At 37.5% G+C, this 24,830-nt stretch carries 21 protein-coding genes; 13 read left to right on the top strand and 8 right to left on the bottom strand.

Going from position 1 to position 24,830, the window contains the following annotated elements; translation table 11 throughout:
• The first annotated feature begins 303 nt into the window (after positions 1-303).
• The 8 genes from ACFILO_RS07590 to ACFILO_RS07555 all read left to right on the top strand — a co-directional run bounded on the left by ACFILO_RS07590 (position 304) and on the right by ACFILO_RS07555 (position 8,932).
• Positions 304-1,209, top strand: a complete 906-nt coding sequence (locus tag ACFILO_RS07590) for a DnaJ C-terminal domain-containing protein (RefSeq protein ID WP_375620646.1) — start codon at positions 304-306, stop codon at positions 1,207-1,209.
• Positions 1,210-1,336: 127 nt separating this feature from the next.
• Positions 1,337-2,155 (top strand): enoyl-ACP reductase FabI, encoded by an 819-nt coding sequence (fabI, locus tag ACFILO_RS07585; RefSeq protein ID WP_375619738.1) that lies wholly within the window; start codon positions 1,337-1,339, stop codon positions 2,153-2,155.
• 148 nt (positions 2,156-2,303) lie between these two features.
• Positions 2,304-3,392: a chorismate synthase gene (gene aroC / locus ACFILO_RS07580; protein ID WP_375652325.1), complete on the top strand. Its 1,089-nt coding sequence runs from the start codon at positions 2,304-2,306 to the stop codon at positions 3,390-3,392.
• A gap of 15 nt (positions 3,393-3,407) precedes the next feature.
• Positions 3,408-4,511, top strand: a complete 1,104-nt coding sequence (ribB, locus tag ACFILO_RS07575) for a 3,4-dihydroxy-2-butanone-4-phosphate synthase (RefSeq protein WP_375631583.1) — start codon at positions 3,408-3,410, stop codon at positions 4,509-4,511.
• 7 nt (positions 4,512-4,518) lie between these two features.
• Positions 4,519-4,773 carry an exodeoxyribonuclease VII small subunit gene (locus ACFILO_RS07570; RefSeq protein ID WP_375611123.1) on the top strand — a complete coding sequence of 85 codons (255 nt, stop codon included), beginning with the start codon at positions 4,519-4,521 and terminating at the stop codon, positions 4,771-4,773.
• 241 nt (positions 4,774-5,014) lie between these two features.
• Positions 5,015-6,922 (top strand): 1-deoxy-D-xylulose-5-phosphate synthase, encoded by a 1,908-nt coding sequence (gene dxs / locus ACFILO_RS07565; RefSeq protein ID WP_375631585.1) that lies wholly within the window; start codon positions 5,015-5,017, stop codon positions 6,920-6,922.
• A gap of 16 nt (positions 6,923-6,938) precedes the next feature.
• On the top strand, positions 6,939-7,682 hold the full coding sequence (locus ACFILO_RS07560) for a TlyA family RNA methyltransferase (protein WP_375613026.1): 744 nt from the start codon (positions 6,939-6,941) through the stop codon (positions 7,680-7,682).
• Complete coding sequence (locus tag ACFILO_RS07555) at positions 7,679-8,932, top strand: class I SAM-dependent RNA methyltransferase (protein WP_375652324.1); 1,254 nt, start codon at positions 7,679-7,681, stop codon at positions 8,930-8,932. The genes ACFILO_RS07560 and ACFILO_RS07555 overlap by 4 nt, the downstream gene beginning before the upstream one ends.
• A 559-nt stretch (positions 8,933-9,491) precedes the next feature.
• On the opposite strand, the gene tldD is transcribed toward ACFILO_RS07555, so the two are convergent.
• A complete protein-coding gene (tldD, locus tag ACFILO_RS07550; protein WP_375611127.1) occupies positions 9,492-10,916 on the bottom strand; it encodes a metalloprotease TldD in 1,425 nt (474 codons plus the stop codon).
• Between the two features lie 110 nt (positions 10,917-11,026).
• Complete coding sequence (locus tag ACFILO_RS07545; RefSeq protein WP_375611128.1) at positions 11,027-11,566, bottom strand: invasion associated locus B family protein; 540 nt, start codon at positions 11,564-11,566, stop codon at positions 11,027-11,029.
• Between the two features lie 344 nt (positions 11,567-11,910).
• Between ACFILO_RS07545 and cyoE the strand changes: the two genes are divergently transcribed.
• The 4 genes from cyoE (at position 11,911) to rnhA (ending at position 15,516) form a co-directional block, all read left to right on the top strand.
• A complete protein-coding gene (gene cyoE, locus ACFILO_RS07540; protein WP_375613023.1) occupies positions 11,911-12,846 on the top strand; it encodes a heme o synthase in 936 nt (311 codons plus the stop codon).
• A gap of 182 nt (positions 12,847-13,028) precedes the next feature.
• The gene (ispH, locus tag ACFILO_RS07535) at positions 13,029-14,084 is read left to right on the top strand and encodes a 4-hydroxy-3-methylbut-2-enyl diphosphate reductase (protein ID WP_375611130.1); all 1,056 of its coding nucleotides are present in this window, start codon (positions 13,029-13,031) and stop codon (positions 14,082-14,084) included.
• A complete protein-coding gene (locus ACFILO_RS07530) occupies positions 14,084-15,043 on the top strand; it encodes a homoserine kinase (RefSeq protein ID WP_375631592.1) in 960 nt (319 codons plus the stop codon). Before ispH ends, ACFILO_RS07530 begins: the two co-directional genes overlap by 1 nt.
• A 5-nt stretch (positions 15,044-15,048) precedes the next feature.
• On the top strand, positions 15,049-15,516 hold the full coding sequence (rnhA, locus tag ACFILO_RS07525; RefSeq protein ID WP_375652322.1) for a ribonuclease HI: 468 nt from the start codon (positions 15,049-15,051) through the stop codon (positions 15,514-15,516).
• Between the two features lie 26 nt (positions 15,517-15,542).
• Here rnhA and ACFILO_RS07520 read toward each other — a convergent pair whose 3' ends face one another.
• Positions 15,543-16,421 (bottom strand): protein-disulfide reductase DsbD domain-containing protein, encoded by an 879-nt coding sequence (locus tag ACFILO_RS07520; protein WP_375628302.1) that lies wholly within the window; start codon positions 16,419-16,421, stop codon positions 15,543-15,545.
• A 71-nt stretch (positions 16,422-16,492) separates the two neighbouring features.
• On the opposite strand from ACFILO_RS07520, the gene ACFILO_RS07515 reads away from it, so the two are divergent.
• Positions 16,493-17,077: a YqgE/AlgH family protein gene (locus ACFILO_RS07515; protein WP_375631595.1), complete on the top strand. Its 585-nt coding sequence runs from the start codon at positions 16,493-16,495 to the stop codon at positions 17,075-17,077.
• 42 nt (positions 17,078-17,119) lie between these two features.
• On the opposite strand, the gene ACFILO_RS07510 is transcribed toward ACFILO_RS07515, so the two are convergent.
• From ACFILO_RS07510 to ACFILO_RS07490, 5 genes are all read right to left on the bottom strand, one after another.
• The gene (locus ACFILO_RS07510) at positions 17,120-20,005 is read right to left on the bottom strand and encodes an EAL domain-containing protein (protein WP_375678078.1); all 2,886 of its coding nucleotides are present in this window, start codon (positions 20,003-20,005) and stop codon (positions 17,120-17,122) included.
• 398 nt (positions 20,006-20,403) lie between these two features.
• Positions 20,404-21,678, bottom strand: coding sequence for a M16 family metallopeptidase (locus ACFILO_RS07505; RefSeq protein ID WP_375678077.1), 1,275 nt, complete (start codon positions 21,676-21,678; stop codon positions 20,404-20,406).
• A gap of 83 nt (positions 21,679-21,761) precedes the next feature.
• A complete protein-coding gene (gene thrC, locus ACFILO_RS07500) occupies positions 21,762-23,159 on the bottom strand; it encodes a threonine synthase (protein WP_375631597.1) in 1,398 nt (465 codons plus the stop codon).
• Positions 23,160-23,795: 636 nt separating this feature from the next.
• Positions 23,796-24,158, bottom strand: coding sequence for a hypothetical protein (locus ACFILO_RS07495; RefSeq protein ID WP_375652319.1), 363 nt, complete (start codon positions 24,156-24,158; stop codon positions 23,796-23,798).
• Between the two features lie 209 nt (positions 24,159-24,367).
• Complete coding sequence (locus ACFILO_RS07490; RefSeq protein WP_375631599.1) at positions 24,368-24,730, bottom strand: hypothetical protein; 363 nt, start codon at positions 24,728-24,730, stop codon at positions 24,368-24,370.
• Positions 24,731-24,830: the final 100 nt, after the last annotated feature.

Genomic DNA, 24,830 nt, shown 5'->3' with positions numbered 1-24,830 from the left:
CATGGGTGAGGCATTTTCTCATTTACTTTATCATCAAGAAGTCACAGTACCATTTTTTCTTATTTTCAAAAAGCCAATGCTATCGTGTATTTCTATGGTAGTTTAATTATTTTTACTTTAGCATAGACTACAAGGAGCTATATTAAATAAATATCTCATTTTATCTGGTATTTTAGTTTATTGATAGACATATAAAGAGAAAAGAAGAAATTATTCTTTAGAATAGACTGATGAAGCTATAAGGGATATTGAACAACGTATCAGTTGATATTTTGAAAACGAAGAAATTGAAAAGAGGGCAATATGCGTGATCCCTACACGATTCTGGGTGTGGCACGTACCGCAAAATCGCAAGAGATTAAATCGGCATTTAGAAGATTAGCGAAGAAATATCATCCAGACCATAATAAAGATGATACAAAGGCTAAAGAGAAATTTGCTGAAATTAATCAAGCCTATGAAATTATAGGTGATAAAGATAAAAAGGCACAATTTGACCGCGGTGAAATTGATATGGAAGGAAAACCGCTTTATCAAGCCTATGGTGCTGGTGAAAATTTTAGCAATAAACAAAATCCCTTTTCAGGAAGAGCAAAGGGATTTGATTTTTCCTCTTCAGGTGGTGCAAGTTTTGATGCGAGTGATATTTTTCGGGATCTGTTTGGAGGAGGTGGTAGCTTTTCGAATTCCACACACTATAACCGTCCCCAACAAGGAGCACATGTTCGTGCTAATCTTGCCATAACATTAGAGCAGATGGTTGGCGCAGAAAAGGTGGAAGCTGTTTTTCCAAATGGAAAAAAGTTAAAAATTAAACTGCCAGATTATATTGAAGACGGACAGACTATTCGTTTAAAAGGTCAGGGAGAAGAGGTACCTCACGGGCAAGCAGGAGATGCGTTAATAACCATTCAGATTCAAAAACATCCTCGTTTTCGGGTTGAAGGAAGAGCACTCCATCTTGATTTACCAGTTTCTCTTAAACATGCTGTTTTGGGAGCAAAAGAAGAAGTTGAGACGTTGGAGGGGCGTGTGGTTTTAACGATTCCTGCATGGTCAAGTTCTGATCGCGTTTTACGGTTGAAAGGGAAAGGGCTTCGTTTAAAAAATGGTACAAGAGATGATCTTTATGTGCATGTTCGCATTATGTTGCCGGGAGATGAAAATGCCGCCGCACTAGAACAGTTTTTGCAAATGCAACAAGATTAATTTTAAAAATTTTATATATAAAAGCGTAGTTTTTGTTTGATTTTAAACCAATTGCTTGAAGAAAAAGTTGACCTGTGTCATAGGCAGGTGAATAATACTAATTTTAAGTAACAATGGGGCAGTGCTGATGGCTAAGGGTAATGGTTTATTGTACGGTAAGCGTGGTTTAATTTTGGGGTTGGCCAATAATCGCTCCATCGCTTGGGGAATCGCTAAAGCGGCAAGTGGCGCAGGGGCAGAGCTTGCTTTTACCTATCAGGGTGAAGCAATGAAAAAGCGTGTCGAGCCTTTGGCTGAAGAATTAAAGGGATTTGTTTGTGGACATTGTGATGTTTCTGACAGTGTCTCTATTGATACGGTCTTTAGAGAAATAGAGAAGAAATGGGGAAAACTTGATTTTTTAGTTCATGCTATTGGTTTTTCTGATAAAGATGAATTAAGTGGTCGTTATATTGATATCAGCGAATCAAATTTTATGATGACCATGAATATTTCCGTTTATTCCCTAACAGCTCTAACGAAGCGTGCAGAAAAATTGATGCCAGATGGTGGTTCAATCTTGACACTAACCTATTATGGTGCAGAAAAGGTTGTTCCCAATTATAATGTAATGGGGGTTGCCAAAGCCGCTCTTGAAGCGAGCGTGAAATATTTAGCGGTAGATTTAGGTCCCCAAAATATTCGTGTTAATGCTATATCTGCTGGACCAATTAAAACGTTAGCGGCTTCTGGTATTGGTGATTTTCGTTATATTTTAAAATGGAATGAATATAATGCTCCATTACGTCGTACGGTAACAATTGAAGAGGTTGGTGATTCTGCGCTTTATTTTCTTTCAGATTTGTCTCGTTCTGTTACCGGTGAAGTCCATCATGTCGATTCGGGTTATAATATCATAGGTATGAAGGCAGTTGATGCACCAGACATTTCTGTCGTTAAAGAATAAAGTTTGGTTTATAAGATTTTATTAGACAGCAGTAATTTGACCAAATTTAAGGTGTCCAAGAGTATTTGGGAGAAAAGAGCTGTTTTGTGTATAGCACACAACATACGTTATCGTTGTATATATTTGACAGAGAAATGGATCTTTTTTCATGTCGCATAATACATTTGGTCATTTGTTTCGTGTAACAACATGGGGTGAAAGTCATGGTGCTGCTCTTGGTTGTGTCATTGATGGTTGTCCACCTGGAATTATTTTTACTCTTGCAGAAGTTCAAGCTTATCTTGATAAACGCAAGCCAGGACAATCAAAATACACAACGCAGCGCCGAGAACCAGATGAAGTAGAGGTCCTTTCAGGAGTTGTTGTTCAAGACGATGGAACGACATTGGTGACAACAGGTACACCAATTTCTCTGTTGATTCGAAACACAGATCAACGCTCTCAAGATTATGGAGCAATTGCTCATCAGTATCGTCCAGGACATGCGGATTATACTTATGATATTAAATATGGCATTCGTGATTTTCGAGGCGGGGGACGTGCTTCGGCACGGGAGACGGCAGCACGTGTTGCAGCAGGTGCATTTGCTCGTAAAATCGTTCCTGGTTTGATTGTACGAGGAGCAGTGATAGCAATTGGTCCTCATAATATTAATCGTGATCGTTGGGATTGGTCAGAGGTTAATAATAATCCTTTTTTTACAGCTGATGCAGAGATGGTTCACATTTTTAGTGACTATATCAGTAAACTCCGTAAAGAGGGGACATCTGTTGGTGCGGTTGTTGAGATCGTTGCAGAAAATGTTCCGGCAGGTTTAGGAGCCCCTATTTACGCAAAGCTTGATCAAGATATTGCCTCGTTACTTATGTCGATTAATGCGGTAAAAGGTGTGGAAATTGGTGATGGTTTTGCGGCAGCCCGCTTGAGGGGAGAAGAAAATGCCGATGAAATGCGAATGGGAAATGATGGAAAACCGCTTTTTTTATCAAATCATGCGGGAGGTATTTTAGGGGGAATATCGAGTGGACAGCCAATTGTTGCGCGTTTTGCTGTAAAGCCTACTTCATCAATTTTAACACCTCGTCGTTCCATTGATGTTGATGGTCATGATATAGACGTTATAACAAAGGGACGTCATGATCCATGTGTTGGGATTCGTGCCGTTCCTGTTGGTGAAGCGATGGTTGCTTGTGCTATTGCTGACCATTATCTAAGACATCGCGGTCAAGTTGGGTGATTGAAAAGGTGAACAATGGCGTATGATGAAAAAAAAATTGTTTCTGCACTTAAAGCTTTTGAACGCGGTGAAATTGTTGTGGTGACAGATGATGATGACCGTGAAAATGAGGGTGATTTAACTGTTGCTGCAGCGCATTGTACAGAAGAAAAGATGGCGTTTATTCTTCGTCACACAACAGGTATTGTGTGCACACCTATGCCAAAAAAAGAAGCAAAACGGTTTAATCTTTCTCCTATGGTACCAGATAATAACTCTGCACATGGGACGCAATTTACGGTTACTGTTGATTTTAAACACGGCATAACAACAGGGATCTCAGCACATGACCGTACATTAGCTGTACGTAATCTTGCGAATTCAAATGCAAGTGCGGATGATTTTGTTCGTCCAGGGCATGTTTTTCCTTTAATTGCGCATGAAGGGGGAGTGCTCATGCGTTCAGGTCACACGGAGGCTGCTGTTGATTTATGTAAATTAGCTAATTTGCCGCCGGTTGGTGTTATCGGTGAGTTAGTTAATGATGATGGAAGCGTTAAACATGGCGATCAGATTATGAAATTTGCGCAAGAACATCGGTTGCATATTATAACGGTTGCAGATTTAATTGCTTACCGCCAACGTAAGGAAATATTGATCAAGCATGTTGGAGAAATGCCTATTGAAACATTCGTAGGTCCCGCTATTGTTCAAAGTTATCAACTTCCTTGGGAAGTCGTTCAGCATATTGCAATTGTTTTTGGTGATGTCCGTGAGGGTGAGAATATTCCTGTGCATTTACATCATGAAAACATTATAAGTGACGTTTTTTGTCAAACTTCAGATATTATGGTGATGATGCGGCGTATGATGGAAAAAGAAAAACGTGGCGTATTTATTTATTTGCGTGAAGGATCTGTTATACAATCAACTGTTGGTATTCAAAACATGACAAGAAACAATTCAGAAAACCATGTGCAGGCGATTGAACGCGAAGAAGAATGGCGCAAAATTGGTTTAGGATCACAAATTTTAAAATATTTAGGAATAGGCTCTGTTATTGTTTATGCTTCTAAAGAGCATCATTATGTAGGTTTGGAAGGTTTTGGAGTTCGTATATCCAGAACAGATATTTTTTGAGGTTCATATGAAAAAAGAGATACAAGAGGGGGATATTACGACCTTAAGCTTTGAGCAAGCGCTTAAGCAACTTGAAGTTATTGTCGAAAATTTGGAACGTGGCGATGTGCCTTTGGAACAATCCATTGATATTTATGAACGCGGTGAAGCGCTTAAAAAGCATTGTGAAAAACTCTTAAGAGTTGCTGAAGCTAAAGTTGAAAAAATCCAGCTTTCAGAAGAAGGTTTTCCAGAAGGAGTGGAACCACTTGATGCTAAATAATTTAAATCTTTTTGGATATTTATTGTGGGACTTAAGAGAAGCAATAACCTTAGTTTATAAACAGAAAGTTTTATTGATTTCTTTTTTATAAAATAAGTTAAAAATGAGGAAATTATAGCTCATCTCAAATAGAAAAGAGCATTTTTCAGTAAAAAAGATGCAAAACTGTAAATAAAAGAGTAGAGAAGATATATTTTTATCATTGTGTTTTCTTGAGTTAAGATAATAGGAAGGATTTTTTTTGTCTCAGGTCTTAACACCATTGCTTGACCGTGTTTGTTTTCCGCAAGATTTGCGGGCATTGCCTGAGTCTGATTTGGTACAGTTGGCTGATGAGTTGCGGACCGCAACAATTGATGCGGTTTCTGTAACAGGTGGTCATCTTGGGGCGGGACTTGGTGTTGTTGAGCTCACTGTTGCATTACATTATATTTTTAATACACCAGAGGATAGGATTATTTGGGATGTTGGTCATCAAACCTATCCACACAAGATTTTAACGGGGCGTAGAGAAAAAATTCGCACATTACGTCAGGAGGGCGGATTATCTGGTTTTACAAAACGTTCAGAAAGTGTGTATGATCCATTTGGAGCGGGGCATTCGTCTACTTCTATTTCAGCGGGGCTTGGTATGGCAGTGGCAAGTGCTTTGAAAGCAGAGACAAGACGCAATATCATAACTGTCATTGGTGATGGTGCAATGTCTGCGGGCATGGCTTATGAAGCCATGAACAACGCTGGTGCTTTGAATGCACGCTTGATTGTTGTTCTTAATGATAACGATATGTCTATAGCACCACCTACAGGTGCTATGAGTGCACATCTTGCACGATTAGTGTCTCGTCCTTCTTATCGTCATTTGCGTGAACGCGTAAAGATGTTGAGCGAAAAATTGCCAAAGTTTTTTTTGGATAAAGCCCGTCGTTCAGAGGAATTTGCGCGTGGCCTTTTGGTTGGGGGAACTTTATTTGATGAGCTTGGCTTTTATTATGTTGGACCCATAGATGGGCACAATTTGGGGCATTTATTGCCTGTTTTTAAAAATGTTCGTGAATATCCTAATGGTCCTGTTTTGGTGCATGTTGTAACCCATAAGGGAAAGGGATATCCACCTGCAGAGGCCTCGTCTGATAAATATCATGGTGTTAATCGTTTTGATGTCACGACAGGAAAACAGGTAAAAGCATCAAGTAATATTCTACCCTATACCAAGGTATTTTCTAAAGCTTTAATAGAAGAAGCTCGCCATGATGATAAGATTGTTGGCATAACAGCAGCGATGCCAACAGGGACAGGACTTGATTCTTTTGCGAAAAAATTTCCTGAAAAAATGTTTGATGTTGGTATCGCTGAGCAACATGCCGTAACTTTTGCGGCAGGACTTGCTTGTGAAGGGTATAAGCCTTTTGTTGCAATTTATTCTACTTTTTTACAGCGTGCTTATGATCAAATTATTCATGATGTATCAATTCAAAAATTACCGGTACGTTTTGCTATTGACCGAGCAGGTTTTGTGGGGGCAGATGGTGCAACACATGCTGGAAGTTTTGATATTGTTTTTTTGGCGACTCTTCCTGAGTTTGTTGTTATGGCACCTTCTGATGAGCTTGAACTGATGCATATGGTGCGTACAGCTGCAGCTTATGATCAGGGACCAATTTCTTTTCGTTATCCGCGTGGTGAGGGGATTGGTATAGATTTACCGCAACGTGGTGAGTTATTAGAAATTGGAAAAGGGCGCGTTCTGCGTGAAGGAAATAGAATCGCTTTGGTTTGTTTTGGAACGCGGATGTCAGAAGTGTTGCAAGCTGCTGATGCGTTGGAGGCTGAAGAATTGTCTACAACGGTTGCAGATGCACGGTTTGCAAAACCTTTAGATAAAGATTTGATGCGTCGTTTGGCACGTGAGCATGAGGTATTGGTGACAATTGAAGAAGGGGCAATCGGTGGATTTGGAGCGCACATATTACAATTTTTAGCGCAAGAAGGGCTCTTAGAGCATGGTTTGAAAGTTCGTACACTAAAATTTCCTGATGAATATTTGAATCATGGTTCACCAGAAAAAGTTCTTTCACGTGTCGGACTTGACGCTATGGGTATTTTAAACACGGTTTTTGCTGTTTTGGGACGCGAGATTCGAACAGGATAGAAAATTCGAGTATGAGATGGCTTCCAGAAAAAGACTCGATATTTTTTTAGTTGAAAAAAACTTTTTTACGACACGTTCACGCGCACGTGATGCAATTATGCGCCAAACTGTTAAAGTTAACGGAGAAATCGTTTTTAAAGCTGGGCAAATTGTTTTTGATGATGCAGAGATTACCGTTTGTGATCCAGCGCAGAATTATGTTTCTCGGGCAGCGTTAAAATTGATTGCTGCACTTGATGCATTTCCAATTGTAACGGACAAAGTGACAGCCATTGATGTTGGTGCATCAACAGGTGGTTTTACGCAAGTTCTCTTAGAGCGTGGAGCAGATCATGTCATTGCCGTTGATGTTGGGCATCATCAATTTGATAAACGTTTATTGGGCAACAGTGCTATAACGTTATTAGAAGGCTTGAATGTCAGAGATTTTAAACAGGAACATTTAGGTGGGCGAGAAATTGATCTTATCGTTTCAGATGTTAGCTTTATTTCGCTCAAACTTGCGTTGCCTCCCGTGTTGTCTTTAGCCAAGAAGGGTGCCCAAGCTGTTTTACTGGTAAAGCCTCAGTTTGAGGTTGGTCGTAAGCACTTTAGTAAGGGAGGAATATTAAGTCCATCAAGTGCTAAGGAAACTGCTGAGGCGCTTTTTGTTTGGTTAAATACACAAACAGGGTGGAGTGCAAAAGGTTTAATTTCTTCCCCTATTACAGGTGGTGATGGCAACGTGGAATATTTACTATTCGGAGAAAAACAAGAGTGAATGACAATGTCATAATCGATCATATCGGAGCAAATGGTTATGGTATTGCTAAGACGTCTCACGGCTTCGTTTCTGTTCCTTTTACTTTACCAGGAGAGTGTGCTGAAATTACTGTTCATGGAAAATATGCAACATATATAACATTAAAAGAAAAATCATCAGAACGCATTGATACTCTTTGTCAGCATTTTGGAGAATGTGGAGGGTGTACTCTTCAGCATTGGCATATGGATGCTTATCGCGTATGGAAACAACAATTGGTTGTTGAGGCGCTTAAAAAGTATGGACTTAATAATGTTGTTGCGCCTTTAATAGAATGTAAACCTTATAGCCGACGGCGGATTACTCTAACAGCATCCATGACCCCACAGGGGCAAAAAGTTGGTTTTAACCGTTATCTCTCTCATGAGATTGTAGCTCTTGAGGAATGCCCAGTAAGCCGTCCAGAGCTTATTTCTCAGTTGCATAATATCAGAGAGCTCTGTGCTTTTCTAAAGAGCTCTGCCAAACGGTTTCATGTTACGATAACATGTGTTGAAAATGGTTTAGATGTTGCTTTAAGCGGTTGCATTATACACCATGAATCACTTCGTCAGAGAATGATCAGTGCTGCTCTTTCATATGGGATTATACGTTTATCTGTTGACGGTGAAGTTTTGGTTGAACGAGAAAAACCAGAGATTTACTTTGGAGATGTCCGTGTTGAATTTCCTTCTGGTGGTTTTCTGCAAGCAACTTGTGAAGCTGAAAATATAATGGGCAATATTATTTTGACTCATTTAAAAAAAGCAAAGAATGCTGTTGATTTGTTTTCAGGGGTAGGAACATTTACCTTGCGTATGGCAAAAAAGATGAATGTTCATGCAGTAGAAAATAACGAAGATGCATTAAGAAATCTAAATACAGCAGCACGTTTTGCGACTGGTTTAAAAACGGTCACTTGTGAAAAACGTGATCTTTTCCGACATCCCCTTTCTGTAAAGGAACTTGAATGTTTTGAGAGTGTTGTTTTTGATCCTCCCCGTGCTGGTGCAGAGCAACAAGTACGTGAATTAGCGAAGACTACAGTATCACGTGTTGTGGCAATTTCTTGTAATCCTACTACATTTGCTCGTGATTTATCTCTTCTTGTTGCAGGGGGGTATACAGTAGAAAAAATCATACCGATTGATCAATTTTTATGGTCACCACATGTCGAAATTGTTGCTGTTTTGAGCAAAAAGAAAAAAAAGAAAGGTTGGAAACTTTAGCCTAAAATTTTTTAAATGCCATGAAGATTTTTTTAAAAGTTTACCTGAGTATTATTATAAAATCTCTCCAAAATTTATCTATAATAATAACCTTTTTCTCGTTGAGTTAAGAGCACTGAATGTAGAAAGTGCTTTTTTCTTTTAAGCTTTTTTATTATGAAATATAAAAGACAAGTTACCCCACACAAAAAAACCACACAAAAGACTAATATCTTACGAAAAAGATGTGTCTGAATAAGCCTGTGCCGTCGTTATATTTGCCATCCCCTAATGTTTCTTAAAACTCTTGGTACTTGAGACGGCCCATAAGAGGAATCTTTAGTCTTTTCTTGTACAGTTTTTATCCATATAACTCTCCCCGCCTGTAACGTATAAACGAATGATTTTGATTGATCGAACAGACACAGATTTAAAATGAGAGAATCTTGCGGTATTCAAGGTTCTAATACAATATGAATAACGCTAGATTATCTTTATAAATCAATTCATTGTAATCTCCCCCTCACAAAATGGTCGTAATAGACGAGAAGGAGGCAATACTGGGAAGGAATGAGCAAGCTTATTCCTCTATAAGCGCAGTTCCACCGATTGTCATATTATTGATTCGAAGATGAGGTTGACCAACACCAACAGGGACATTTTGCCCTGCTTTTCCGCACATACCAATACCATTATCTAGTTTACTATCATTACCAATCATTGTGATACGTTTCATAGCATCCGGTCCATTTCCAATAAGAGTTGCACCTTTGATTGGTGCACAAATTTTGCCATTTTCTACTCGGTATGCTTCAGTACATTCAAAGACGAATTTTCCGGAAGTAATATCAACTTGTCCTCCACCAAATGAAACAGCATAGATACCACTTTTAAGTGACGAAAGGATTTCTTCAGGTGTTTTATCTCCTCCTAGCATGATTGTATTGGTCATTCGTGGCATTGGTGCATAAGCATAAGATTCACGCCGTCCATTTCCAGTTGATTTACCTCCCATAAGCCGTGCATTAAGCCTGTCTTGCATAAAACCAACGAGTTTTCCATCTTCAATGAGAACGTTATATCCTGAAGGGGTCCCCTCATCATCGACAGTGAGAGAGCCACGGCATTGTGGAATTGTTCCATCATCAACAACTGTAACACCTTTTGCTGCAACTTGTTGTCCTAAAAGTCCAGCAAAAGCCGATGTTTTTTTACGGTTAAAGTCACCTTCTAAACCATGACCTACGGCTTCATGGAGCATAACACCAGGCCATCCGTTAGCTAAGACAACATCAAAAGATCCAGCAGGTGCTGCTTCTGCTTCTAAATTTGTTAAAGCCATACGTAAGGCTTCATCCGCGGCTTTTTTCCAATTGTCTTCATGAATAAATTGGTTAAATGCTTGTCTCCCTCCACATCCATAAAAACCATTTTCACGACGATTGCCTTCAGCTGCGACCACAGATATAGAAAGTCGCACAAGGGGACGAATATCACGAACCAAATAACCATCTGCACGTAAAATTTCAACATGTTGTAGAGAGCCGGAAAGAGAAACAGTCACCTGATGCAATTTATCATTTTTAGCACGTAAATAGGCATCAATTTTTTGCAAAAGAGCACTTTTTTCTTCAAATGATGGAGCATCAAGGGGATTATGCGGTTGATAAAGTCTTTTGTTTGTTTGTTGAGGTGCTATGCTATAAGTCCCTGCATGATTATTATAGGTAACAGCTTTAGCAGCTTCACTGGCACGTTTGAGTGCAGCAGCTGATAACTCACTAGAGTGAGCATATCCAGTAGCCTCTCCAGCAACAACGCGTAGTCCAAATCCCATATCTTGATGAAATGAACCGTTTTTAAGCTGTCCATTATCAAATAAAAGAGCTTCGCTTTCTGTATACTCAAGGTAAAGCTCACCATCATCAGCATGATGAAGTGTTTCCTGTATAAGTGATTGCACTTTAGAGGAAGCAATATCAAAATGATCAATCAGCGATTTCATAAGAATTATCCTATTTTTATGGGGGCTCAGAAGATTTTTATCAATCTAATTTTAAGAATCTTTCAAAATATACGATGAGATTTTGATTGTTTAAAATGTATTGATTTCATTCATGTCGGTAAGGTTGCATAGGCGTCGCCAAGACCATGAAGGTCAACAAAACCTCCAATCCCTTGTTCCGGAGTTGTAAAGATAAAATAGGTTGCCATTTTTCCTTTTAAAAAGAGCTGCAATATGTCTTCTTTAAGAAAGGCTTCAGCAACACAATTATCACCAAGACAACGACGATATTCCATTCTACCCATATTTTTATCGTCAATTTTAATTCCAACGCCAGGACGTAATTCAACGCGAATCGGAACAAAAACACGCATCAAGGCACCTTGCTTTTGAGGAAGTTTATAAAATGTAACGCGCAAGGTAATATCTTGACGCCCTTGTGTGTGAACGTTTTGTACAACTTCACACTGCATGTTAGGTGTACCTGGTGGTAGAGAACACACTTTTGTCCATGCACCATAGGTTTGCGGAGCAGGGACATCTTGTGCATAGGGTGTTTGTGCAAATGCATGACTGATAAAACTACTATAAAGCGTGTAAAGAACAGCACCAATAAAAAAAGTTTTTTTGAGTAATTTATAAAGTATCACAGAAAATCCTATCCGACTCAACACCCACAACCATGCATAGATTTACATAAAAAAATGAATTCCCCATAAAAAACCATAACACAAAATCAGTATTTACCCAAATATATTAATTCATATGATATATTTTTATGATACATTTGTAATGTGGAGAGAACGTTGATTGAAAAAATGTATTTTTATTGCCAATATTTCCATTTACTTTTAGGGAATACGTGCGAAAGAGATATTTCATATTTTCTCAAAAATACGATTGGTCTTAATGGGTCATTTCCATACGCTAGATAATATTTGTCAGATAATATTGGATTTGTGAATGACAGAAATGGAAAAGGGCTTTGAGTGGAATGTCAGTTTCAGAAGAATTATCGGTTGTGAATGGTAAATCAACGCCACCAAAATCCGGTATTGGTGATTACATCACATTATTAAAGCCACGTGTTATGTCTCTTGTGGTCTTTACGGCTCTGGTTGGTTTGCTTGTATCGCCTGTTCCTATCAATCCGTGGTATGGTTTTTTAGCAATTTTATGTATTGCTGCTGGTGGCGGTGGTGCGGGAGCACTGAACATGTGGTATGATGCTGACATTGATGCTGTGATGGAACGGACTAAAAAGCGTCCTATTCCCATGGGTAAAATTAGCTCCCAAAAGGCATTTATTTTTGGCATGGTTCTTTCTATGCTCTCGGTATTGGTTATGGGGAGCTTCATTAATTGGTTTGCGGCATTTTTTCTTGCGTTTACGATTTTCTTTTATGTCGTTATCTATACAATTTGGTTAAAGCGTATCACACCACAAAATATTGTTATTGGTGGTGCTTCTGGGGCTTTTCCACCAATGATTGGATGGGCCGTGACAACAGGGACAGTGAGTATTGATAGCTTTTTATTATTTTTAATCATTTTTATGTGGACCCCCCCTCACTTTTGGGCTCTTTCTTTATTTTCATCTCTTGATTATGAGGCTGCAGGTATCCCTATGATGCCTAATGTACGAGGTGAACATTCAACAAAAAAACAGATTTTATTTTATACTGTTTTGATGGCATTGTGTGCTGCTGCTCCTTGCTTTACTGGTCTTGGCGGAATTTTTTATGGTATTTTTTCAACAATTTTAAGCATTATCTTTATTTATTTTGCCTATCGTTTATGGAAAGCTGATACACATAATGAAACTATTTTGATGGCCAAAAAAACGTTTTTCTTTTCGTTACTTTATTTGGCAGCTATCTTTGGAATTCTTTTGATTGAATCTCTTGTTTGGTATTTTATCGCTCTTTAGTTGCGTAAAATGAAAGAGCAAATTTTAAAAGAGCTTTTCTTCAAGAAAATGCTGTAAGAAAACACGATAGAGTGTGTTCTTATGCAAAAGATGATATTGCACGTTTTTTTACATTGCTTATTCATGTATAATAATAGGTTGTTTGAATATATAGCTAAAACTATAGAGATTAAGGATGATTTATGTCTGGACTTCCCCCTTTAACGATACGTCTTTGTGGTCCACGTGGATTTTGTGCAGGGGTTGATCGTGCTATCCAGATTGTTCTGCTTGCATTAAAAAAATATGGTGTTCCAGTATATGTTCGTCATGAAATTGTACACAACCGCTACGTAGTTGAGGGATTACAGCAACGGGGTGCTGTTTTTGTCGAAGAACTTAATGAGATTCCAGAAGAACATCGCAATCAACCAGTTGTTTTTTCTGCTCATGGTGTACCAAAATCTGTTTCAGAAGAAGCACGATACTATAATTTGTTTTATCTCGACGCAACATGTCCGTTGGTCTCGAAAGTTCATAAACAAGCGATACGACATCAACGTCATGGTCGTCATGTTATATTGATTGGTCATGCTGGTCATCCTGAGGTGATAGGGACAATGGGACAGCTTGAAGAAGGGGTTGTGACGCTTATTGAAACGATAGAAGATGCTTTGCATTATCAACCCAATGATCCAGATAAATTAGGATTTGTTACACAAACAACGCTTTCTGTTGAAGATACTGCAGGAATTATCGATATATTACAACAACGTTTTCCTACATTAGCAGCACCAGCGGCTGAATCAATTTGCTATGCTACAACGAATCGACAAGATGCGGTTAAAGCAGCGGCAAAGGGGAGTGATTTGTTTTTGATTGTTGGAGCACCAAACTCTTCTAATTCACGACGTTTAGTAGAGGTTGCCGAAAAGTCTGGTGCGCGGCAAGCTATTTTAGTTCAGCGCGCTGATGAAATTAATTTTGAAAACCTAAAATCTCTTTCTATAGTCAGTCTTTCAGCAGGGGCTTCGGCTCCTGAAATTATTATTGATGAAATTATTTCAGCATTTCGTGAGCGTTATGATGTCACAATAGAATTAGCTGAAACAGTGGTAGAAACGGAAAAATTTTTAGTGAGTCGCGAATTACGCGACGTCATTTTAACGTCTCAAGATATGGCTTTCGTTAATGGTCAAGCAAATAATGCAAAAAATGAAAATCAGAATACAGACATGTCTACAACGAAAGCAGAATAATGGCCGTTTATACAGATATTCACCCAAATGATTTAAAAGTGTTTTTAACACGTTATGCAATAGGATCACTTTTGTCTTATCAAGGTATAGAAGAGGGGATTGAAAATTCTAATTTTATGTTAGAGACAACACAAGGGCGATTTATTTTAACACTTTATGAAAAGCGTATTTCAAAAGATGATTTACCTTTTTTTTGTCGCTTGATGCAGCATTTAGGACAGCGTGGAATTCCTTGTCCTCAACCTGTTATTCAAAATGATGGAATGATGATCTGTGAACTAGCAGGACGTCCTGCTGCTATTATTACTTTTCTGGAAGGAGAGTGGATCCGCCAGCCCAATATAGATCATTGTGGCGAAGTGGGGACGGGGTTAGCACAATTACATTTAGCAGGACAGGATTTTACACTCAGTCGTAAAAATACTCTTTCTGTTATGGATTGGAAGGTATTGTGGCAACGTTGTCAAACCAAAGAAGATGCATTGTTAAAAGAATTTGGACAAAAAATTGAGTTGGAATTGGCTTTTTTACAGGAAAATTGGCCATTTAATTTACCAATAGGCATTATTCATGCAGATTTATTTAATGATAACGTTTTTTTTGTGAATCATCGTCTTTCTGGGATGATAGATTTCTATTTTGCTTGTAATGACTTTTTTGCTTATGATTTAGCGATCTGTTTAAATGCTTGGTGCTTTGAGCCTGATCATTCCTATAATCTTACCAAAGCACGTAAGTTATTGGAAAATTATCAAAAAATAAGACCATTGATCCCTTTAGAATTGGACAAGATGGTCTTATTAGCTCGTGGTGCATCTCTACGTTTCTTACTCACACGTCTATATGATTGGTTTAATACACCGCCTAATAGCTTTGTTATTAAGAAAGATCCATGGGAGTATTGGCACAAGCTTTGTTTTTTCAGTAATGTAAATTCGCTAAGTGAATTAGGTTTTTAAATTTTATGGCAACTCAACAAAAAGTCGTTGAAATTTATACAGATGGTGCTTGCTCAGGGAATCCTGGAGTTGGAGGATGGGGAGCAATTTTACGCTGGAATGGTCATGAACGGGAGCTTTATGGCGGTAAGGTCCATACGACAAACAATCAAATGGAACTCATGGCGGCAATTTGTGCATTAAAGGCGCTTAAAGAGCCCTGTTTGGTCGATCTTTATACAGACTCAGTTTATGTACGTAACGGTATATCTAAGTGGATTGAAGATTGGAAAAAGAATAATTGGCGCACTGCATCAAAAAATCCTGTTAAAAATATGGAGCTATGGCAAGCTCTTGAGGATGCTAGTTCTTGTCATACAGTTAGATGGCACTGGGTAAAAGGGCATGCGGGACATCCAAAAAATGAACGCGCAGATGCCCTTGCTCGCAAAGCAATTACTCAATATCGTGAAAATGGACGTTTTCCAGCATAATTGCTTTTTGAGAGCTTTTTCTTTTATCACGGAGACGCAAGAGGGGTTGGCTGCGTATGGAATATGAATGTTCCACTTAAGGCGTGATCTTTAAAAGCAACTGTATAAAAAATTTTTTGGTTTATTTCTTCTGGTGTGAAATAGAGTGGAGCACTGAAGAGTGTATATTCTGCGTTATCACTGACTTTTCTTGCTGCTCCAATTTGCATTTCTCCTCCATCTAAAAAGAGAGAGGAAGGAGTGGTTTTGTTGTTATTTTGTATTTTTATAAGAAGGGTACTATTATTTTTTTCAGCACTTATTTTTAGTGCATTCTGCGTCATGCGGGGCAAAGAATTTTGCGCCTTTTTTAAGAAGGAAGCAGGAAGCTGTTTATTTTTAAGAGCAGATGGCGAAAAATCAAAGTTAACAGTAAATGGAAGACAGATTTTGTGACATAATCCAAGAGTGAAAGCACCACTTAAATTTTTGCTTGAACCAGAAAGATTGAAGGGCAATATTACTTTATCTTTATAACCTAATGACCAATCATTTTCTGTTTCAAAAAGCTGTGGAGTAGGATAAAAGATTTCATAAGAAATCTGTTGGTTGAAATTAAAAAATGGTGCCATGCCAGAATTACCTGGATTACGCCAGTAAGTTTTCCATCCTGGTTTAAGCTCAATTTCAATAATGCCTTCTCTTATTCCAGAAAGAGAAGGTTCAGTGATCGCTAATCGGATACGACCACCATCTGATTCATACCAAGATGTTGCGAAAAGCTGGAGTTTTTGTTCTGTTTGAGCATTTACAGGAATGTTAAGTAATTCTAAAACTATGAATGTTAAGCTTAAAGTAACTAAAAGCTTTTTATAAAAGAAAGTTGCGATATTTTGTAAATTTGTAAATATATAACTTTTTTTCATTGGAGTTTTATTTTCCTAGTGTGCTAAATGAACAAACTTTTATCATGTCAATTATGGAGAATAACAGATTAATGAAGCGGTGTAATGGCTTTTTAGGTGGACAATTACTCATAGCAATGCCTGGGATGAATGACAAACGCTTTATTCGTTCTGTTATTTATATTTGTGCGCATTCTGATGCCGGTGCGATGGGCATCATTCTCAATCAATTGCATCACATTGATTTTCCAGAGCTTTTGCTTCACTTAGGAATCATAGACAGTGGCCAAAAAAAAAGTCTTTCTGAACCAATAAAACAGTTTCCAGTTCGCTATGGTGGTCCTGTTGATCCTTCGCGTGGTTTTGTCCTTCATTCAGATGATTATGCTTGTGAAGAAACTGTTTTTATTGCGGATAAGATCTGTTTTACTGCGACAATTGATATATTAAAAGCGATCAGTTGCGAACAAGGTCCGCAACATGCACTGGTCGCATTAGGCTATGCTGGATGGAAAGCGGGGCAACTTGAGGCAGAAATTTCTGCAAATGGTTGGCTAATCAGTTCTACATCACCTAGTTTTCTTTTTGAAAGCGATTTAAGCTGCAAGTATGATAAAAGTTTAACACGCATGGGTATCGATCCAACTTATCTTGCTTCTGAAATGGGACACGCGTAGAGTTTTTTCTAAGCTTTTTAACTTTACACGTTATTTTATCCCTTATGTTTTTATTTTATAAGGGAAATGGCTCTGAACGAGCGTAATTAATTCTTCTATGGCAATCGGTTTCGTCACAAGTGTACTTTGAACATATTTACAGCCTTCTTGACGGAGGAAGATTGCTTCTTTTTCATTTTCAACTCCTTCTGCGATAATTTGCAAATTAAGATCTGTTGCCATATTAATGATAGACTTTAGAACAATTTTCTTCTTAAGAGAGTCGATTGAGATAAGTGAACGATCAAGTTTAACCATATCAAATGGATAACGTACGAGATAGGTCAGAGACGAATAACCTGTTCCAAAATTATCGAGTGCGAGATTCATTCCAAGTGTTTTAATTTGTTCAAGAAAGTGCGCTGATTGTTCAGGATTATTTCTTAAGACAAATTCAGATATTTCAATCATCAGACGCCCTTTGTGGAGCGGATGGCGAAGCAAAGCGGCACGCAATTGACTGATAAAACGAGGATGAATCATTTCTGCGCTTGGTAAATTAATTGAAATAAAGAAAGATTGTTGGGAAAACTTTTCTTGTACATTTATAAGATCAATAATGGCATTATCGATGATAAATTGTGACAAATCCATAACAATTTGTTCATTTTCTACGATTTTTATGAAATCAGAGACATTTAAATTTCCATAAGTGGGATGATGCCATTCTACAATTGTTTCAAAACCAATAATATGTCCGTCTGATAAATTAAGAATAGGATGGTAGAGGATTTTCATCTCATTACGTTTTATGGCATAATGAACATCTTTCTCCAGAGTATTATGTTCGAGACCCAAAGTGCGAAAATTAGGACGAAAAGGTTCAATATGGTTCCCACCCATTTGTTTTGCGCGAATCATCGCTAACTCACTATCATTAAAAATATCTTTAGCCGTCGATCGGCTTTCACTCCATGTAACCAATCCGATAGAGGTTGAAAGGATTATTTTATTTTCTGAAAGTGAAATAGGTGCTGAAATTGTTTTGTGCAAATGATCTGCAAATGCTGCAATTTTTTGTGGTTCGGTTTCACTGAGTAAAATAATTGCAAAGCGGTCTGCTGAAAGACGCGATAAGGTGTCTTGAAAGTTAATGAGACGATTTAAACGACGTGCGATTATAAGCAGTACAGTATCCCCAACTGCTATGCCTAATTTGCGATTAATTTGGCGAAAATTGTCAAAATCAATCATAAAGACAGTTGGTCTAATTTTGATATTTGCTTTCGCTAAAGAGGTATAATTTTGTAGTCTATCAAAGAAAATTTGTTGGTTAGGAAGTCCAGTTAAGCTGTCGTGGATTGCATCATGCAATAAGCGTTCTTCGGATTTTTTATGGTTAGTAATATTGACAATGGTTCCAATGACACGTGTGATTTTTCCATCTTTTTGCATGGCCGGACGTGCACGAAGAGAAAACCAATGATAATAACCACCACCGGAAGAAAGCCGAAAAATTTGATCAATGCGCCCTTTTTTATTTTTAAGAATGATATCTAATACGGCTTGAAAGCGTTCACGATCATCATGGTGCAAGGCTGAAATCCAGTTGCGCATAGGTCCATTGAGGTTATGAATTTCAGTACCAAAAAGGGTTGCCATGTTTGGATGTACAACAATACGATCACGCTCAATATTCCAATCCCAAATAATATTTCCAGCTCCCTTTGCTGCGAGTACTTGTTGTTCAAGGTCGGAAAATATTCCTTCATGGAAAGCGTCATTAGAAAAAGTTTGTTGCAGGACAGTAAAGCTTATGAGAAGAACAATGAGCACTAATCCCCCTGCTAATGCTGGCTGGATAATATCATTGTTTAAATGTCCAGCTATGCAGGCATAGGCTCCAACGCACCAAAAGCTAATGAGCAACCATGTTGGAATAAGCATAATGGCGCGGTCATAGCTTCTGATTGAGAAATAGATGATTAATATTATACCAAGCACAGCGGTAAGGCCAAAAGACAAACGCGCAATTCCAGATGCTCTGATGGGATCATAAATAGCAAAGGCTCCTAGACTGCAAAACGCAATGGTCCAAGCGATAGCACCGTAACTAAAATGATAATGCCAGCGGTTAAGGCTGAGATAGGTAAAAAGAAAAATGAAGAGTGTAGCAGTAAGTGCTACTTCTGTACCAGCACGCCAGATTGGTTGGGTTGTGAGTGTAACTGCAAAGAATTTATTTAAAAAGTTGAAGTCAATACCAATATAAAAAAGCACTGCCCAAGCAACTGCCGCTGTTGCAGGAAACAGCCCTGTTCCACGGACGACGAAGAGAACAGTTAACAAAAGCGCTAAGAGACCTGATATCCCAAGAAGAATACCATGATAAAGCGTATAAGAATTAATTGCATCTTTATAAGCTTCAGGTTGCCATAAATAGATTTGCGGTAGATTTGCAGAGTTAAGTTCGGCCACAAATGTAATAACAGCACCAGGGTTAAGGGTAATACGAAAGATATCAGAGTTTGCACTAAGTTGACGATCGAGGGAAAAACCTTCGCTTGGCGTTATGGATTGAATCCTTGATGATCCAAGGTCTGGCCAAAAAAATCCAGAACGTGCCATGCGGTAATGGGGGGCAACGATGAGACGATCAACTTGTTCATCTGTTGGATTTGCAAGAGAAAAAACTGCCCAATTTCCGGAAAATTTTTCATTTTTTGCCTGCACTTCAATACGCCATACAATACCATCTGGTCCTGGTGCTGTACTTGTTTGAAAAATAGAGTTGTTTGTATGGTGAATTTCAATTGCTTTTGAGAGATCAAGAGCAGCATCTTGAGAAGAAATTTTAACTGGTTCAATTGCTTGTGCTGATGTAAGATGGACAAAAGAACTAACGACTACAATGAAAATGATGTCAATTATTTTACGCAAACTCTTCACAATGTCCCACTCTCAATATTTTAGGATGTTTAATTTTCATTTCGACTTTTGAGAAAAAACGTCCACCTTTTATAATTTATTTACATAATAAATTGTTATCACTTTTTCTTAAGTTATGTGATTTTATATACAAATAGACCACACACCCATTTGCTTCAATGGAACCTGAAGCGAATGAAGTTTTATATTTTAAAAGGGCAAAGTTAAACCATGAATTTCCAGATTTCACGGATATACCTTCACTTATTAGAATCTTTATCACATGAAGTATGAATTGGGTAGTTTTGTACGCCTATTTGCCCAATATTTCCAAAACTTATTTAATGAGGAGAGCTTTTGTGGTAAATTTTATGATAAAATATGTGATGTTATTGTGATGCTGCTTTGAAAAGAAGTTTTTACTTTAGCTTGTATGAAAGAGTTGACGTTAAATCATCAAAATTTATGAGGGGTCCTACAGGTCCGACAGCAGTTAGTGTTGGAGTGGAGTTTGTAAAAAGACGATGTGCTAAATCAGTTAATCTTTTAGGAGTGATGAGATTAAGGCGTTCAATTGTTTCCGATATTGGAATTGGTCGACCATAAAGGAGTATTTGGCGAGCAATGAGATGTGCTTGACTAGAGGGATTTTCCTGTGACATTGTCAGATTTGCACGATATTGCGTTTGTGCTCGTTGCAGTTCGTTGGTGTGAATATTTTTGCTGACCTTGGAAAGTTCATCAAGAATCACAGGAATAAGTTCTTTGAGCCCTTCTTGTCCGGTAGCTGCGTGAACACCAAAAAGCCCAGTATCTGAAAATCCCCAATGAAAAGCATAAATAGAATAGCATAATCCACGTTTCTCTCTTACCTCTTGAAAAAGACGTGAAGACATACCACCACCAAGAATGATAGAAAGAATTTGGGCTGCATAAAAATCACGCGCGTGATAAGCACGTCCTTCAAACCCTAGAACAACTTGTGTATCCATTAAATCGCGATATTCACGAAAGTCGCCACCGACATAATTTGCAAGATTAGTAAGAGGTGCGGTTGAATGGGAGCGAAAAGTACCAAGACGACTTTCAACTTCTCGCAAGAAACTTTCGTGCTTTACAGCTCCTGCAGCAACGACAATCATACGATCTGCACTATATTGTTTATTGATGAAATCATGGAGATCAGTAGATGTAAATGATTGAATAGTTTTAGCTGTTCCTAAAATAGAGCGTCCAAGGGATTGATGACGAAAGGCTGTTTCTGTAAAGTGATCAAAAACAATATCATCAGGAGTGTCATGGGCAGCACCAATTTCCTGAAAGATTACTTGTTTTTCTCGTTCTAGTTCATCGTCGTCAAATTTTGAATGCATTAAAATATCGGCTAAAATATCTATAGCAAGTGGGATATCGCTTTTAAGAACACGTGCAAAGTAAGCTGTTGTTTCAATACTGGTTGTAGCATTGATTTCACCGCCAACATCTTCAATATCGGTTGCAATTTGAAAAGCAGTACGGTTTTCGGTTCCTTTAAAAGCCATATGCTCAAGAAGATGAGCAATACCATGCTGTGTGGAGGTTTCATTGCGTGAGCCCACTTTGACCCATATTCCGAGGGCAACACTATCAATTTGTTGCATTGTATGTGTGGCGATAGTCAAACCATTACTAAGGCGACATATATCTACATCCATGTATTTACAACTCCATTAAATAAGCTAAATACCTCATTGTAAGGGTATCAGAATATTCTTGATTTAAATTAATGCAGCTAACTTTAATAAGATGCACGCGATTTTAAAGAAATATAATCTTTTACTATTTTTTCATCATTAGCAAGATTTATAAAATGTTCTTCATGTTTCATTACATCATTGAGATGAGATGGCCATGGAGCATGAAGTCCACAAGCGCTTTTAATAGTATCAGGAAATTTAGCTGGATGAGCCGTGGCAAGAACGATCATTGGAATATGCGGTTTTTTGTTTTCACGCGCTACTTGAAGAGCGACCGCTGTATGTGGATCAACAAGATAGCCACTTTCCTTATAGACACTATCAATTGTTTGAGCTGTTGCAGCCATGTTGCTTTTTCCAGCGGAAAATAGGGAACGAATATTTTTGAGTTGCTTTTCATCAAGAGTAAAAAGACCCGTTTTTTTCAAGTTTTCCATTGCATTGCGAATCCACATTGGATCACGATTGCCACTTTCAAAGAGCAAACGTTCAAAATTAGAAGAGACCTGAATATCCATAGAAGGTGATGTTGTATGGACTATTGGTTGTGTTTTGTAAGTACCACTGGTCAATGTACGTACAAGGATGTCGTTATCATTCGTTGCGATGACCAGTTGAGCAATGGGTAATCCCATACGGGCTGCGACATAACCTGCAAAAATATCACCAAAATTTCCAGTAGGAACAGTAAATGAAACAGCTCTATCAGGTGCTCCTAAAGAAAGTGCAGATGAAAAATAGTAAACAATTTGCGCCATGATACGCGCCCAATTTATAGAATTAACACCTGAAAGTGCTCTTTTTTTACGAAAATTGTGGTCATTAAACATTGCTTTGACAAGAGCTTGGCAATCATCAAAATTTCCTTCAATGGCAATGGCATGAACATTGGAACAATGATTGGTTGTCATTTGCCGTTGTTGAACAGGCGATACACGTCCTTTAGGAAATAAAATAAAAATATCTGAGTGTTCTTTTCCAGCAAAAGCTTGTATCGCAGCTCCTCCTGTATCACCTGATGTTGCAGCAATAATCGTTGCACATCTATTTTTTTCAGTCAAAACATAATCCATCAGTCGAGAAAGAAACTGCATTGCTACATCTTTAAAAGCTAAAGTAGGACCATGAAAGAGTTCAAGGATAAATTCATCTGCTCCAGTTTGTCGTAAAGGACAGATTGCTGGATGGTGAAAGGTTGCATAAGATTCAGCGATCATATTTTCAAAAGCTGTATATTCGATTTCGTTATTCACAAAGGGCCACAGAATAGTTTTAGCAATTGTTGTATAGGACTGACCACGAAGTGCTCGTAACGCATCAAATGATAGCTGAGGAAATTTATCTGGCAAATAAAGTCCCCCATCACTTGCCAACCCTGTCATGATTGTTTCCGTAAAGCTTAAAGCAGGAGCTTCACCTCTCGTGCTGATATATTCCATAAGTCTTATCCTTTTTTATTTCTGGCAAATTGGTGAAGTTATTTATTTCACGTTTTTCATAATATTTAAATTATTAAATGGATAGAGCTTCTTTTCTTCTTTTTAATTCAATAATGAAAGGAAATAGCCTTAAGCATTTTTATTTTTGAGATATAAACACCAAATGTTCACAGAAAATCTGTTACAGTCAAAAATTTCCTCTCTATTATTCATTCACTTAAATTTTACAACGTATCTTCACTTGTACACCTTCTTAAATAATAAAATTAAATAGATAGAATGGTATTTACTGAAGAACTTTTGTATAAAACTCAATCATTTATAGTTATTTTATGCTCTTAATACTTTGTAACAATTAAATCTGCTAAACTGAATGTTAAAATGATACATCTCAGGACTCACATTGGAAGATTTATAAGGTAATTTTATGGCATTTCGTGTGCAAATCTATACTTTGAATAATCTTTTTTAGCTTAATTTATCACTTTGTATAATAATAGATATTATATTTGTGCTATACAGTATGGTAACCTAAAGTTTATCCATAGAAAACATACAACAGCCTGCTAAATGATGGGAAGCAGGCTGTAAAGTATTTTCATTTTAAATAGAAAAAAATAACTAAGTATCTTTGAATTATTTGCCTTTAATTTTTCCTATTGCCCATCCAATTATCCCGCTAAATATGGCCATAACAGATCCAGTCAAGAATCCAAAACCCAAAGCTCCTACTGTAGAAAAAACTCCTAGCGTAATTGGTTCAAACACTTTCTCAAATTTTCCTTCAAAGGCAGATTCACTTTTTGCTTTATGAGTGAAACTTGGGACATAAAGAGCAGCTATATCGATAGCTTTTTTCTTTCCTTGTTCTATTAAAGAGACAGTTTCCCATTGAGTATCATTTTTCAAATGATTGGCATGAACATTTATAACTTGTGAAAGCAAAAAAGCAACTGCTATAAAAATATTTAATACGTAAGTTTTCAATACTTTAGTCATAGTTTACCACCAATACTTTTATTTTAATCTGAATTGAATAGATGCATCGGCAGAATTAGTGCACATTGAGAGAAACAGAAGCATTTAAAGCTTTTTTCACTCTTAGTGTGATAATTCATTAGTTTTTGTCATCAACAATGGATAAACACGGAATATGTTCATAGTTTATATTTCATATGAGAAGGTCTTATTCTGATGAAATTTCAATTTTAACGAGATTTAAAATACAATATTATTTTACTTATTATCCATCCTAAAAACATGCCTATCGTACTTGATGCATATCCAAGTGCCATCCCCATACCAAAAGCCCCGAGTGTAAGAGGTTCAACAACCTTTTCAAATTTTCCTTCAATAGTAGCTTCATTACCCACTCCATGATTTAGACTAGGTCTATAGAGAGAAACGGTATGGACTGCATCCTTTCTTTTCTGTTCTATTGCAGAAACAAAAATATTCTCACGATGAGTACTATTTTGTAAAGAGTTTGCATGCACATTTACAACCTGAGAAAGAGAAAAGGCAGATATAATGAAAATACTTAATATATGATTTTTAAATAATTTAATCATAATTTACCTCAAAGATTTATACTATTCAATATATATGAGTAAATTTATACTTAATTTATACTTTGGATATTTGGATGTAATCTACAACATTTATATTTTG

It is taken from the genome of Bartonella sp. AP72JLCBS (genome assembly GCF_042195705.1).
Classification (GTDB): Bacteria; Pseudomonadota; Alphaproteobacteria; order Rhizobiales; family Rhizobiaceae; genus Bartonella.
Note: the sequence above shows the minus strand (reverse complement) of the source record. Positions and strands in the feature narration are given on the sequence as shown.